12 protein-coding genes and 1 tRNA gene are annotated in these 12,996 nt (G+C 69.2%); 7 read left to right on the top strand and 6 right to left on the bottom strand.

The window, feature by feature from the left end; translation table 11 throughout:
- Positions 1-73: 73 nt before the first annotated feature.
- Both ACFO6V_RS23280 and ACFO6V_RS23275 read right to left on the bottom strand, forming a co-directional pair.
- Positions 74-1,015, bottom strand: a complete 942-nt coding sequence (locus ACFO6V_RS23280; protein WP_377140094.1) for a metallophosphoesterase — start codon at positions 1,013-1,015, stop codon at positions 74-76.
- Positions 1,016-1,020: 5 nt separating this feature from the next.
- Positions 1,021-3,408 carry a transglycosylase domain-containing protein gene (locus ACFO6V_RS23275; protein WP_377140091.1) on the bottom strand — a complete coding sequence of 796 codons (2,388 nt, stop codon included), beginning with the start codon at positions 3,406-3,408 and terminating at the stop codon, positions 1,021-1,023.
- 206 nt (positions 3,409-3,614) lie between these two features.
- On the opposite strand from ACFO6V_RS23275, the gene ACFO6V_RS23270 reads away from it, so the two are divergent.
- The 6 genes from ACFO6V_RS23270 (at position 3,615) to ACFO6V_RS23245 (ending at position 9,041) form a co-directional block, all read left to right on the top strand.
- Entirely contained in the window at positions 3,615-5,219 is a 1,605-nt protein-coding gene (locus ACFO6V_RS23270; RefSeq protein WP_377140089.1) for an RNA-guided endonuclease InsQ/TnpB family protein, read from the top strand.
- A 72-nt stretch (positions 5,220-5,291) separates the two neighbouring features.
- Complete coding sequence (locus tag ACFO6V_RS23265; protein WP_377140086.1) at positions 5,292-5,459, top strand: DUF4177 domain-containing protein; 168 nt, start codon at positions 5,292-5,294, stop codon at positions 5,457-5,459.
- Positions 5,456-5,923, top strand: a complete 468-nt coding sequence (locus ACFO6V_RS23260) for a RidA family protein (protein WP_377140084.1) — start codon at positions 5,456-5,458, stop codon at positions 5,921-5,923. The genes ACFO6V_RS23265 and ACFO6V_RS23260 overlap by 4 nt, the downstream gene beginning before the upstream one ends.
- A 132-nt stretch (positions 5,924-6,055) precedes the next feature.
- Positions 6,056-6,132, top strand: a tRNA-Pro gene (locus tag ACFO6V_RS23255).
- A gap of 193 nt (positions 6,133-6,325) precedes the next feature.
- Positions 6,326-7,561: an NAD(P)/FAD-dependent oxidoreductase gene (locus ACFO6V_RS23250; RefSeq protein WP_377140081.1), complete on the top strand. Its 1,236-nt coding sequence runs from the start codon at positions 6,326-6,328 to the stop codon at positions 7,559-7,561.
- A gap of 22 nt (positions 7,562-7,583) precedes the next feature.
- Positions 7,584-9,041 carry a DUF4232 domain-containing protein gene (locus ACFO6V_RS23245; RefSeq protein ID WP_377140079.1) on the top strand — a complete coding sequence of 486 codons (1,458 nt, stop codon included), beginning with the start codon at positions 7,584-7,586 and terminating at the stop codon, positions 9,039-9,041.
- An 11-nt stretch (positions 9,042-9,052) separates the two neighbouring features.
- Here ACFO6V_RS23245 and ACFO6V_RS23240 read toward each other — a convergent pair whose 3' ends face one another.
- Positions 9,053-9,415, bottom strand: coding sequence for a DUF4267 domain-containing protein (locus ACFO6V_RS23240; protein ID WP_377140076.1), 363 nt, complete (start codon positions 9,413-9,415; stop codon positions 9,053-9,055).
- 84 nt (positions 9,416-9,499) lie between these two features.
- Here ACFO6V_RS23240 and ACFO6V_RS23235 point away from each other — a divergent pair, with 84 nt between their 5' ends.
- Entirely contained in the window at positions 9,500-10,081 is a 582-nt protein-coding gene (locus tag ACFO6V_RS23235; protein WP_377140073.1) for a TetR/AcrR family transcriptional regulator, read from the top strand.
- Positions 10,082-10,090: 9 nt separating this feature from the next.
- On the opposite strand, the gene ACFO6V_RS23230 is transcribed toward ACFO6V_RS23235, so the two are convergent.
- The 3 genes from ACFO6V_RS23230 to ACFO6V_RS23220 form a co-directional block, all read right to left on the bottom strand.
- Positions 10,091-10,729, bottom strand: a complete 639-nt coding sequence (locus ACFO6V_RS23230; RefSeq protein ID WP_377140070.1) for a hypothetical protein — start codon at positions 10,727-10,729, stop codon at positions 10,091-10,093.
- 112 nt (positions 10,730-10,841) lie between these two features.
- Complete coding sequence (locus ACFO6V_RS23225) at positions 10,842-11,951, bottom strand: 3-deoxy-7-phosphoheptulonate synthase (protein ID WP_377140067.1); 1,110 nt, start codon at positions 11,949-11,951, stop codon at positions 10,842-10,844.
- 295 nt (positions 11,952-12,246) lie between these two features.
- Positions 12,247-12,978: a glutamine amidotransferase gene (locus ACFO6V_RS23220; protein ID WP_377140064.1), complete on the bottom strand. Its 732-nt coding sequence runs from the start codon at positions 12,976-12,978 to the stop codon at positions 12,247-12,249.
- Positions 12,979-12,996 lie beyond the last annotated feature (18 nt).

The following is a 12,996-nucleotide window of genomic DNA, read 5'->3' as shown; positions in this document are numbered from 1 at the left end:
AAGGTCAGGTGATCGGCAGCTCGGACTGCCGATCACCTGACCTTTTGCCGATCACACGGGACCGCGGCCGCAGCTATACCGCGCGGGCCGTCAGGGTCATCACTGTCGCCTCCGGGCGGCACGCGAACCGGACCTGGGCGTAGGGCGAGGTGCCGGCGCCCGCCGAGACGTGCAGCCACGTCGAGCCCTCGCCACCCTCGCGGTCGGGCCGGGCGCCGGGCCAGCCGTGCAGGCCGGACGCCCGCGTACGGTCCAGGTCGCAGTTCGTCACGAGCGCGCCGTAGAACGGCAGGCAGAGCTGCCCGCCGTGCGTGTGGCCGGCGATGATCGCGTCGACGCCGTCGCCCTTCAGCTGGTTCAGCACGCGCTTGTACGGCGCGTGCACGACGCCGAGGCGCAGCACCGCGTCTTCTTCACCGGGCACGCGGCCCGGCTCCGGCATGACGTCGCGGTCGAGGTGCGGGTCGTCCATGCCGACCAGCCCGACGGTGCGACCGTCGCGCAGCTCCACCAGGCCTCGGCTGTTGTTCAGGTCCACCCAGCCGGCTTCGGTGAACGCCTTGGTGAGCGACTCCGTGGGCAGCGCCACCTTCTTGTCCGCACCCGGGATGCGAGCATCGGGCAGCAGGTACCTCGCAGGGTTCTTGAACGACGGCGCATGGTAGTCGTTCGAACCCATCACGAACGCGCCGGGCACGTCCATGAGCTGGCCGAAGACGTCGAGCAGCGGGGCCAGCGCGTCGGTGTGCCCGAAGTTGTCGCCGGTGTTGATCACCAGGTCTGGCTCGAGCGCGGCCAGCGAGCGGACCCAGGCCTGCTTGGTCCGCTGGCTCGGCGTCAGGTGGAGGTCGGAGACGTGGAGCACTCGGATCGGCCGTTGCCCCGGGGGCAGCAGGGGCACGGTCACGCGCCGCACGCGGAAGAGTTTCGTCTCCACGTGCGCGTACGTGATTCCGGCGGCCACTACGCCCCCGACGATCCCGAGCGCCTTGCCGACGTTACCCAGCGTTGCCATAGAGATCAGTCGTCCCCGTTGTTGCCGCCGTTGCCGTTGCCGTTGCCGCCGCCGGCGTCAGCGTCAGCGTCGCCACCGCCACCGCCACCGGTGTCTCCGGAGCCGCCACCCTCGGAGCCGCCGCCGTTGGAGTCACCCTCTTCGTCGTCGTTGCTCTTTTCCGGCTTCGGCGCAGCCGGAGCCTTGCCGACGAGCTTGGGGTCGGGCGTGGGGAAGCTCTTGGCGGGCAGGTCGGCGACCGCCTGGTCCATGTAGCGACGCCACGTCGGCGCGGCGACCGTGCCGCCGAACAACGCGTCGGCCTCGGGGGAGCTGTCGTACCAGGTCTGCGCCGGCAGGAACACTCTCATGTGCGGGACATTGCCGCTGGCCTCACCCACCCAGACCGAGGTGGAGAGGTTGGGCGTGTATCCGGTGAACCAGCTCTGCATGGCGGAGTTCGTCGTGCCGGTCTTGCCCGCGACGGGCCGCCCGTCCCCAAGGCCAGGGCTCAGCTTCCACGCCGTGCCCCACGGGCTCGTCTGGAAGACCTTTGTCATCGCGTAGGCGACGGTATTGGCGACATTGGGCTCGAGCGTCCGCCTGCAGTCAGCGGAGGGCACCTTCAGCTTCTTGCCGTCGGTGTCCTTGACCTCGAGGATCGCGACCGGGTCGCAGTAGATACCGCCGGAAGCGAACGTCGCGTACGCCGATGCCTGGTTGATCGGTGTCGAGGCCTGCGTCCCGAGCGTCATCGACGCGAGCACGTCGATGTCACGCTGCTCAGGGTTGTCGATCGTCCGGAACTTGCCCACGCCGTCGTGCGTCAGACCGGACGTCGTCGGCCGGAAGCCCGCGTCCCATGCGGTCTTCTGCACGTTGCAGAGGTCGAGCTGCTGCGACATCCGGGCGTAGACCGTGTTCAGTGACTGGAAGGTGCCCTGGAGCACGCTCACGTTCCCGCTGGCAGCCCCGTCGACGTTCGACACGGGCCAGGCCTGGTTCGTGAACGCGTGGACGCAACCCGAGGCCTGGAAACTCGTCTCGTTGGCCGAGAAATTGTTCGCATTCACACGCTCCTGCAGGGTCCTCCCGCTACGCAGCCACTCGGCGAGGACGAACGGCTTGAAGTTGGAGCCCACCTGGAACCCCCGCGAGTTCCCGTGCAGGTAGTCGGCCGAGTAGTTCTGCGCGGTCGTGCCCGGCGTGGACTCCGCTCTAGCGTTGTACGGGATGTTCTGTGCCATGGACTTGATCTGCCCGGTGCCCGGCTCGACCGACGTGACGGCGGCCTCGAGCTGGCTGGCGTTGTCCCCCGGGACCGCCTCGACGATGGTCTTCTGAGCGGCCCTCTGCATCTTGACGTCCATCGTCGTCTTGATCCTGAGGCCACCGCGGTACAGGAGGTCGGCCCGGTCGTTCCTGGTCTCCCCGAACTCCGGGCTGGCCATGATCTCCTTGATCACGTAGTCGCAGAAGAAGGCTGCGCCACCCGCTGCGTCGCAGCCGACGTCGATGCGCTGGACGTCGAGCATGTCCGACAGCTCGGTCGCCAGCGCTTCGTCGCGCTCCTCCGTGGTGATGTAGCCGAGCTGCCACATCTTGCCGATCACGAGGTCACGACGGACCATCGCGTCCTTCGGGTTGGCCACCGGGTCGAACTGGCTGGGCGCCTTGGTGATTCCGGCGATCGTGGCTGCCTCGACGATGGACAGGTCCTTCGCGGACTTGTTGAAGTAGTGCCGCGAGGCCGTCTCGACGCCGTAGACCTTTGTGCCGAACTGCGCGATGTTGAGATAGCCCTGCAGGATCTCGTCCTTGGACATCTCCTTCTCGAGCGCGATCGCCAGCTTCGCCTCGCGAAGCTTTCGTGTCAGCGAGTCCTCGCGAGCCTCCAGGATGCCGAAGGCGTCACCCGACCGGTCGGCCTCCTCGATCAGGACGTTCTTCACGTACTGCTGGGTGAGCGTCGAGGCGCCCTGCGTGTTTCCGCCGCCGAAGTTCTGCAGCGCAGCGCGCGAGATGCCCTCGGGGTCCACACCGCCGTGCGTGTAGAAGCGCTCGTCCTCGATGGAGATCACGGCGTTCTTCATGTGAACCGACACCTTGTCGAGCGGCACGACGATGCGGTTCTGCGCATAGAACGTCGCCAGCTTCGTCTTGCCGTCGCTCGCGTAGATCTGGGACTGCTCCGACAGCGGCCCCGGAACCAGCTCGTCAGGCACCTCCTCGAACACTTCGACGCCGGTGTCGACGGCGGTGTTCACGCCGGACGCCAGCGGGATCACGAGCCCGGCCGCGATCACGCCACCAGCGCCTGCGGTGAGCACGAATGCGAGAAGAAGTCCGATGAGCTGCGCGGCGGGGATGGTTCGGGTGATCCGGCGCGGCTCGCGAGGGTTCGCCATGGCCATGGGCCCAGGTTACGGGGTGTCCCTGACAGGGCGCGCCCAAACCGGACTCGCCCGTGTGCAGGTCTCGTAGGGAATCGCTGCCGCCATTCGCGGGCTAGCTGGTGGGCTTGAGGGTTGTCGGAATGATCGAACTGACGTCCGGGTCGATCAGCGGTTGACATGCCGTTCACGGGTGTTTGTCAGTGGTCGGTGGCAGGATGAACTGCATGCCCAGGCACACGTCGTTCCGGTTCTGTCTCGACCCGTCGGTCGAGCAGGAACACGTGCTGTCCAGGCACGTGGGGGCGGCGAGGTTCGCGTTCAACCAGGCCCTGCGCCTGCACAAGGACGCCCGCGCCGCCGCCGAGCGCGGGCAGGGCCGCGACTCCACACCCGGGGCCACGCCCGGAGTCGGGTCCGGAGTCGGGTCCGGAGTCGGGTCCAACGATCACCCCGGGCGTGACGTCTCTGACGCCGTCCACGTGCCGTGGACGGGGTTTGGTCTGATCAACGAGTTCAACAAGTGGAAGAGGTCCGAGGCTGCCGGACGCCGGTTCGTGGTCGACGCGACCGGGATCGCGCGGGTGGAGGTGACGGGTCTGGTCTGGCGAGACCAGGTGTCTTCCCAGGTGTTCGAAGAAGCGTGTGTCGACCTCGGCCGCGGGCTGAGGGCGTTCACCGACTCCCGCACCGGTACCCGGAAGGGACCGAAGGTCGGGTTCCCACGGTTCAAGAAGAAGAGCCCGACGGGTGGGTCGTTCCGGATCCGGAACAAGACCAGCAAGGGGCGCGCCAGTGTTCACCTCGGGGACGGGGGACGCGTCCGGTCAGTGAGTCTGCCGAAGATCGGCGTCCTGCGCGTGCGGGACTGCACCCGACGGCTGCGTCGGATGATCGCCAAGGGCCGTGCCCGGATCCTGCACGTGACCGTATCCTGCGGGGCCAGCCGGTGGTGGATCTCCATCACCGTGGAGGCCGCGGACCTGCACCCCGCGCACCGGCACGCCGCAGCACGCCACGCCTCCCAGCCAGCCGAGGCGGGTAAGGGCAACCCTCAGCCCGCTGGGAGTGGCGGGAAAGGTTGGGTGGGTGTGGATCGTGGTCTGCATGCCCTGGCCGTCGCCGGCTCGTCCGACGGCACCGAGGTGCTCCGTCTGAACAACCCACGAGCCCTCCGGCGCGGGCTGCCACGCTTACGGCGGCTGTCCAAGGCCGTGTCCCGGAAGAAGAAGGGATCGAAGAACCGCAAGAAGGCTGTCGTGCGTCTGGGACGACAGCATGCCCGGATCCGTGACCGTCGTCGCCATGTGTTACATCAGGTGTCCAACCAGCTGGTCAAGAACCACGCCCTACTGGTCCTGGAAGACCTGAACATCACCGGCATGCGGTCCAACCCCAAGCTCTCCCGCGCCATCTCGGACGCTGCCTGGGGTGAGCTCGCCCGGCAGATCACCTACAAGCAGGCCTGGCGCAGCGGGCAGGTCGTGGTCGCGGATCGGTGGTTCCCGTCGTCCAAGACCTGCTCCGCCTGTGGTGAGCTGCGCAAGGACCTGACGCTCAAGGACCGCACCTTCGAGTGCCGCGAGTGCGGCCACAAGTTGGACCGTGATCTGAATGCCGCCGTCAATCTCGCCGCCTGGGCCGAGAACCACACCCTCACCGTCATGGACGGTGCGAGGAGTGGTGTTGCCCGGGTCGGGGACCGTCAAGCAGCCGGCCCCGTCACCAACGCCCACCGACAGGACACCCCCACCCACCCCGGCCCTCGTGGTCGTGGCGGAAAGGGACTGGACGACGTAGGAACCAACCCTCAGACCGCACCCGCGGCCTGAAACCTGGACGCCCGAGAAGGGCGGTGTTCCACAAGTCACACGACTTCAGAAACACGCCGTAGCATCGTCGCCATGGCAGCAACGAAGTGGGAGTACGCGACGATCCCCCTCCTCATTCACAACACCAAGGCGATCCTCGACCAGTGGGGCTCGGACGGCTGGGAGCTCGTGCAGGTGGTCCCCGGACCCGACGGCACCGGTCTCGTCGCCTATCTGAAGCGGCCCGGCGGTGACGCATGAGCTTTGAGAAGCGCCTCGCCGAGCTGGGCATCACGCTCCCCGAGGTAGCCGCTCCGGTGGCGGCGTACGTCCCGGCGGTGCAGACCGGCAACTACATCTACACGTCCGGCCAGCTGCCCTTCGTCGAGGGCAAGCTGCCCGCGACCGGCAAGGTCGGCGAGGGTGAGGGCCTGGTCTCCGCCGACGACGCCGCGGCCTACGCGCGCACGTGTGCGCTCAACGCGCTCGCCGCGGTCCGGTCGGTCACCGGCTCGCTCGACGCGATCTCACGGATCGTGAAGGTCGTCGGATTCGTCGCGAGCGACCCGTCGTTCACCGGTCAGCCCGCGGTCATCAACGGCGCCAGCTCGGTGCTCGGCGAGATCTTCGGCGACGCCGGCGTGCACGCCCGCTCCGCCGTGGGCGTGGCAGTGCTTCCGCTGGACTCGCCGGTCGAGCTGGAGCTCGTCGTCGAGCTGGCCTAGGGCCTCCGCAGCGGCCTGGAACGGGCGTGATCGGACCCACTCCGGATTCGGTTTCCGTTCCGGGCCCTGCGTCGGCTATTCTGAGCAGGCTCCCGCGGAAAGGCTTCGTGCCTGTCGTGAGGTGGACTCAATCGGGGTGTGGCGCAGCTTGGTAGCGCGCTTCGTTCGGGACGAAGAGGTCGCAGGTTCAAATCCTGTCACCCCGACCATGTGAAAGGCCCTCTGACCAGCAGAAATGCTTGGTCAGAGGGTCTTTTTCGTTACCCGGAAGGGCCTCGAGCCGACGTCCTCGGGCTGACCTCGCCTGGGCGCACATCCGCTGAACCGGCCGCCGTCGGGCGCTCGTGCCTGCCCAGCGCACCGGTGCAAGACTTGGGACCAACCCAGCACGGGAGGTATCCGATGGATCCGTACGTCCTCCTCGGCGGCGGGCTGACCACAGCCCGCGCCGCAGAAGCGCTCCGCACCGGTGGTTACGACGGCGACCTGGTGGTCGTCACGGCCGAGCCCCACCATCCGTACGAGCGCCCGCCGCTGAGCAAGGACTACCTGCGCGGTGAGTCGGAGCGAGACGTCGTCTTCCCGCTGAACGAGGCCTGGTACACCGAGCACGACGTCACCATCCAGGCCAACGAGACGGTGGTCGGGCTGGACGCGGCCGGACACACCCTGACCCTGTCCGATGGCGGCACGCTCGCCTTCGCGAAGGTCCTCCTTGCTCCCGGGTCCACGCCGCGCGCACTCGGCCTGCCCGGTGCGGATCTCGCCGGAGTGCACTACCTCCGCACCATCGACGACTCGGACCGTATCTCCAGCACGCTGCTCGAGGCCTCCCTGGAAGGTGTGGGCCGCCTCGTGGTGATCGGCGACGGGTGGATCGGGCTCGAGGTGGCCGCGTCCGCACGGTCCCTGGGCCTGGACGTCACCGTGGTCGGTCGAGGTTCACGCCCCCTAGGACGCGTGCTCGGGCCCGAGATGAGCGACTTCTACGCGGACGTGCACACCGAGCACGAGGTACACCTGCTCCGCAACGCCTCCGTCACGCGGATCCAGGGCGCTGACGGCCGCGTCACCGGCGTCGACCTGGCGGACGGCAGGCACGTCGGAGCGGATGTCGTCGTGATCGGCGTGGGGGCCACGCCGAACGTCGGGCTCGCAGAGGTCGCAGGCCTGGACCTCCGGCCCGCGGCGCAGGGCGGAGGCGTCGTCGTGGACGGCACGCTGGCGACGTCACACCCCGACGTGTTCGCCGGAGGTGACGTAGCCAGCATTCCGTCGCCCCACTACGGACGTCCGCTCCGGGTGGAGCACTGGGCCACCGCGCAGAGGACCGGAGCACATGCGGGCCGGGCCATGCTCGGAGCTCCCGACCAGTACGACAAGCTGCCTTACTTCTACAGCGACCAGTACGACGTCGGCATGGAGTACACCGGCTGGGTGGACGTCGAGGCCGGTTACGACGACGTAGTGGTCTCCGGCGACATCAGCTCGCGAGAGTTCGTGGCGTTCTGGCGGGTCGATGGCCAGGTGGTGGCCGGGATGGCCGTCAATGTGTGGGAACAGATGGAGCGTGTGGAGGAACTGATCAGGTCCAGGAGGAAGGTGCCGCGCGAGGAGCTGGAGGGGTTCACCGGCTGATCCCCGATGGGAGGATCCCCGGGTGTCGCCACTCCACCGGGCCCTCGTGCTCGCCACCGTCTCCGCTGTCGTGCTCGCCGGCTGCACCCCGGGCGCGGGGCAGCCCCCCGCCGAGATCCGGGCTGCGGCCGACTCGGTGCGCGACCTGGACGGCGTCGTCGCCGTCGAGGTCACCAGGAGCCGCCCGATCGAGACTGCCAGGGGCAACTTCGGGCAGCGGGAGCAGGCCAGGCCGAGCACGGTCGACGTGCGGGTCAGGCTGGACGAGACGCTCGGGCCGAGCGATGCCGGGGCGGTCACCGAGGAGGCGCAGTCGCTCCTGGTGTCTGATGCCGACCTGCTGGAGAGCCGTGACCAGGTCTCGCTGTCCGTCGAGTACTACACGGAGACCGAGGAGCCAGGCCCCACGCAGGGCGGGTACGGCGAAGGCCCGTCGCTGCACGTCACCACGGGTGCCGGCCCCGCGACGAAGGTGCTGCGTGACGCCGCGACGGACGCGTACCACCTGCGAGAGGCGGGTGCCCTCATGGTGACGATCAGCCTCGGCGACGGCCCAGGCACCTGGGAGGACGACCCGACCGCAGCGACGGCCCAGGTGCGCGCCCAGTCCGTCGACGCCCTGCCGGGCCTGGCCCGGACCGCCGTCGAGCTCGACCGCTCCGCCGATCTCTCCGCGTCCGGCGCCGACTTCCGGTCGGCGAGCCAGGTGCCCGACGTCGGCGCCGTGGCGCTGCTGGTCGCCGCGGCCGAGCGTCCGGAAGTCAGCAGCGCGACGTACCTCGCCCAGGAACGGCGGCTGACCGTACGGGCCGACACGACGTCGCCCGCGCACGACCTCACAGAGCTCCGCCGGTGGCTCGACCGGCAGGAGTACGCGCGAGCGAGCGGGTACCACGTGGCCTACACGGTCATCGACGCCGAACAGGCCGAGACGACCGGCTGGGTCTCTGGTTTCGAACCGTCCGCCCAGGACTCCGACACTCTCCCGCTGCCCGGAGGCGCCGCGCCGTGGCCCGTCGACCCTGCCGCCCCCGACTGCACCGGCGACGACCTCGAGGTCACCTTCGGCGTCGTCGACTCCTCGCTCGGCACGCGGGCGGCGAACGTGCGCGCCCGCAACATGTCGGGCGCGCCGTGCGCGATCGAGAACATCCCGGACCTGACCTTCCGCAATGAGGCCGGTCAGGCGCAGGAGAACGTCACCATCGCCCCGGGCGACGTCGAACCCGCCCGCGTGGTGGTCCCCGACGGTGAGTACGTCGCGTCCGCCTTCCTGTGGCGCGCGATGTCCACGGTCAACGACCCGGACACGACCACGACGGTCGAGGTCATCGCCGTCCCCGGCGCCGATCCGGTCCGGCTCGACGCCACCATGGACGGCACGCGGGCGTCGGGCCTCGACGTCCTCGACGGCGCCGAGGTGCGCCAGAGCCCGTGGACCCAGGCCGGCCCGCCCGAGGACCCCTTGACGGCCGGCTGACCTCTGCCGCCTCAGACCGCGAACAACAGCCCAGCGCTCACGAGCACGACGACGGCTGTGGCGAAGTGGATCCCGAACGCGACGGCCTTGCTCCCGCCGTGGCGGAGCACGATCACGGTGTCACCGAGCGGCGCTATCGCCACGGCGAGCATGAACCAGGCCCCGGCGTGCGCACCCGCAAAGGCAAGCAGGACGAGGCCCACGATGCCGAAGGTGGCGTCTCGCAGCCCCTTGATCTCGAGGTAGGCCCGGTCCTGCGTACCGGGGACGCCATAGCCGGCGGCGGCGGGGAAGGGCTGGAGCAGGAACCGCACCCCGATGAACAGGATGAACAGGTTCAGGACGACGGCCAGGCTGTACGCGACAACGGCCATGACAACTCCCTGCTAGCGCTGACAACTGATATAGCCACGCTAGCAGAGCGGGAGCAGATTGCCTAGCAGCGCTAGGATCTGCTCATGACGATTGAGACGCGCCGTGAGCGCGAGCGAGCGCAGCGGGAACAGCTGATCGTCACCGCTGCCCGGGAGCTGGCCGAGGCCGAGGGGTGGGAGGCGGTCACCACCCGACGGCTCGCCGCCGAGATCGAGTACAGCCAGCCCGTTCTGTACAGCCACTTCAAGGGCAAGGGCGCCATCATGACGGCGGTCGCCGTCCAGGGCTTCGAGGAGCTGGCGGTCGAGCTACGCGCCGCCCGGACCGCGGCCCGAGGAACGCGCGAGGCTCTCGCCGCGGTGGCGGCGGCCTACACCGACTTCGCCCAGAAGCGGCCCGCGCTCTACGACGCGATGTTCACGCATGCCGTCGATCTGACGTTCGCGAGCCCTGACGGGCCGGCCTATCTCCGCGACGGCTTCGACGAGCTGCTTCAGGCAGTCCGGGCGCTGGCCGGGGACGACGACCCCGGCATCCTCACCGAGACCTTCTGGGCAGGCCTGCACGGCCTGGCCATGCTCGAACGCAGCGGCCGCCTGCCCGCCGAGGCGCACGACCACCGGCTGGACCTGCTGGTCGGCCGGTTCGCGCCGGCAGCCGGCTGATCATGAGGATCAGGCCGAGCACGCCTCTGCCAAAGCCTTGCCGAGCTCAGCGCTGTCCCTGGACCCTCCGCCCACGTAAAGCGTTCCCTGATACGGCACGACGAGCTCGCGCTCGACACCGAGTGAGCGGACCTTCAGGGGGACGCCGTCGAAGCTGTAGCGGACAGTCGAACCACGGGTGATCTCCCCCTGCGGATTGTGGATCCACAGCGCTACCGAACGGCCCGGGGGAACAACGACGGAGCTCTGGGTTCCCTCAGGGAGGCTACCTTCGTCGCTGGCCGCGAATGTGTGGTCCATCGCGGGGTCCTCGCTGAGTGGCTGGAACCGGTACACCTCGGGGTCCGTACTGACGACCGCCACGGGCCACGGGGACGGGTTGCGCAGCGTGTGCGCGACGACAACGTCCTCGTCCGTACCGAACGACGTCCAGTAGTCGTCCTGTGGAATGCAGTCAGGAAGATCGAGGCCGCCGGACATCGCCGCCGAGCCGGTGTCGATCCGCCCGATCCGAGCAACACCCTGCCAGGCGGCTACGCCGACGAGCAGGGCCACCACCAGCGTGAGGGGAATCCAACGCCCACGACGTCGGCCCGTTGCCGGCGTCTGCACGGATTCAGCCGGGTCCACCGTGTCGTCGCTGTTCACAGGCTGAGGTTAGGTGCTGCGCGAGACCGGGTCCACGGAACTGCCGAGCTCCTCGCTGGTCGAGCTTGCCGAGACGGGCTCGACAAACTCGACCAGCGGAAGAACGCCAGGCTCAGCCGCGACGCTCGCGGACGGCCTTCGCCAGCTCCCGGAGGAGGTCCTCCGTGGTGTCCCAGTCCATGCACTTGTCCGTGACCGACTGGCCGTAGACGAGCTCGGACAGCGGGGCGGGCTTCTGCGCGCCGGCTTCGATGAAGCTCTCCATCATGAGGCCGGTGATGCCCCGCTCGCCGTCGGCGATGCGGTTGGCGATCTCGTGCACGACGCCGGCCTGGCGCACGTGGTCCTTGCCCGAGTTGCCGTGGCTGGCGTCCACGATCACGCCGTTCTCGACGGGACCACCCAGCCCGGAGGTGCGGGCCACGCGCAGCGCGGCGGCGACGTCCTCGGTCGAGTAGTTGGGGCCGGAGCGCCCGCCACGCAGGATCACGTGGCAGTCCGGGTTGCCAGTGGTCTCGACGGCGGCGGCACGGCCCTGGCCGTCGGCCCCGAAGAAGGTGTGCTCGCTCGCGGCGGTGATGCAGCCGTCCACGGCGATCTGCACGTCGCCGTCCGTCGCGTTCTTGAACCCGACAGGCATCGAGAGGCCCGAGGCGAGCTGCCGGTGCACCTGCGACTCGACGTTGCGGGCACCGATGGCGCCCCAGGTCACTGCGTCGGCGATGTACTGAGGGCTGGTCGGCTCGAGGAACTCGGCCCCGGCCGGGACACCGGCGTCGAGCACGCCGAGCAGTACCTCGCGGGCGAGGCTCAGGCCGTGCCGCACGTCGTGCGAACCGTCCAGGTGCGGGTCGTTGATGAGGCCCTTCCACCCGACCGTGGTGCGCGGCTTCTCGAAGTACACCCGCATGACGACGACCAGGTCGTCGGACAGCTCGCGCCGGAGCGTGGCGAGCCGGGCCGCGTAGTCGAGCGCGGCGACCGGGTCGTGCACGGAGCACGGGCCGACGATCGTCAGCAGGCGGTCGTCGTCGCCGGTCAGGACGTCACGCACCTCGCGGCGGGACGTCGTGACGAGGTCGCTGCGGGCGGTGCCGAGCGGCATCGACTCCAGCAGGCTGTTCGGCGCGGGGAGCGGGTCGAGAGCGCGGATGCGCAGGTCGGAGGTGCGGGTACCGAGGTCGGATAGCTCGGTGCTGGGTTCCGCAGGCGTGATGCTCATCGGGATCGGGGCTCCTGGTAGGCGGGTCTGGTTCGAAGGAACCGGACGGCCCGCCACCGACTCCTGGTCCGGAGCGGTCCGTCTGGCAAAGACGAAGGGCCTGGACGCGATCGGCGTCCCAGGCCCTGGCTCCGGGTGGAAAGTTGGTCAGGCGTGCGCCCGCCGAGCCCCACCAGGAGCCGACGTAAAGCGCCAATACCAACGGATGTCCACAACGAAAACGGTAGCCGCACCTCTACAGGCTGTCCACCTGGTTCCAGGATGCGGTCGGTCACAGTTGCGCCCGGCCACGCCGCTAGCGGGAGTAACGCTCCACGAACGCCCGCAGGATGCGCATCGGCTCGGTGATGGTCACGGCGACCGCCCGCGCGCGGACGAGCTCCGCCTCGTCCCTCGGGAAGTAGCCGTAGTCGCGGTAGACGGCGATCCGCTGGGCCATGCCCGTACCGTCCAGCTCGGGGTGGAACTGCGTCGCGTAGAGGTTCTGCTTGATCCGGAACATCTGCACCGGGCAGCCCGCCGACGACGCGAGCAGCACCGCGTGGTCGGGCAGCTTGCGCACCGCCTCCTTGTGGCCGACGTACGCGGAGAAGTTCTGCGGCATGCCCGCCAGCAGCGGGTCCGACGCCGCGTCCGGCGTCAGCTCCACGACCACCGGACCCACCGGCTCCGAGTACGTCCCGTCGATCACGGCGCCCTGGTGCGCACCGAGCGTGCCGACGCCGTAGCAGGCGCCGAGGAAGGGGAAGTCGCGGGCAACCAGCTCGTCGAGGAGCGCCGCGAGCTCAGCCTCGACGCGGCGCTGCACCGGCCCCTTCTTCTCCGCGGGGTCCGAGGAGTTGAAGGGGCCGCCGCCGACGAGCACGCCGGAGTAGTCGTCGAGGTCCACGGGCGGCAGCGGGTCGCGCTCCAGGCGCACCCGGTGCAGCTGCTCCGGCGCGAGGCCGCCGTAACGGCAGAACGCGTCGTACTCACCGTCGGCGGCCACGTCTTCTCCGCGGGTCGCCAGCAGCAGAAACGGCTTCATGACAAGAGAGTAGGTGAG

The organism is Promicromonospora alba, assembly GCF_042654905.1.
Lineage (GTDB): Bacteria > Actinomycetota > Actinomycetes > Actinomycetales > Cellulomonadaceae > Promicromonospora > Promicromonospora alba.
This window is presented reverse-complemented; position numbering and strand designations above follow the sequence as displayed.

Excerpts from the sequence above, each read along its gene's own strand:
- ACFO6V_RS23280 (WP_377140094.1), bottom strand. The coding sequence starts at position 1,015 with ATGGCAACGCTGGGTAACGTCGGCAAGGCGCTCGGGATCGTCGGGGGC.
- ACFO6V_RS23275 (WP_377140091.1), bottom strand. The coding sequence starts at position 3,408 with ATGGCCATGGCGAACCCTCGCGAGCCGCGCCGGATCACCCGAACCATC.
- ACFO6V_RS23270 (WP_377140089.1), top strand. The coding sequence starts at position 3,615 with ATGCCCAGGCACACGTCGTTCCGGTTCTGTCTCGACCCGTCGGTCGAG.
- ACFO6V_RS23265 (WP_377140086.1), top strand. The coding sequence starts at position 5,292 with ATGGCAGCAACGAAGTGGGAGTACGCGACGATCCCCCTCCTCATTCAC.
- ACFO6V_RS23260 (WP_377140084.1), top strand. The coding sequence starts at position 5,456 with ATGAGCTTTGAGAAGCGCCTCGCCGAGCTGGGCATCACGCTCCCCGAG.
- ACFO6V_RS23250 (WP_377140081.1), top strand. The coding sequence starts at position 6,326 with ATGGATCCGTACGTCCTCCTCGGCGGCGGGCTGACCACAGCCCGCGCC.
- ACFO6V_RS23240 (WP_377140076.1), bottom strand. The coding sequence starts at position 9,415 with ATGGCCGTTGTCGCGTACAGCCTGGCCGTCGTCCTGAACCTGTTCATC.
- ACFO6V_RS23235 (WP_377140073.1), top strand. The coding sequence starts at position 9,500 with ATGACGATTGAGACGCGCCGTGAGCGCGAGCGAGCGCAGCGGGAACAG.
- ACFO6V_RS23225 (WP_377140067.1), bottom strand. The coding sequence starts at position 11,951 with ATGAGCATCACGCCTGCGGAACCCAGCACCGAGCTATCCGACCTCGGT.
- ACFO6V_RS23220 (WP_377140064.1), bottom strand. The coding sequence starts at position 12,978 with ATGAAGCCGTTTCTGCTGCTGGCGACCCGCGGAGAAGACGTGGCCGCC.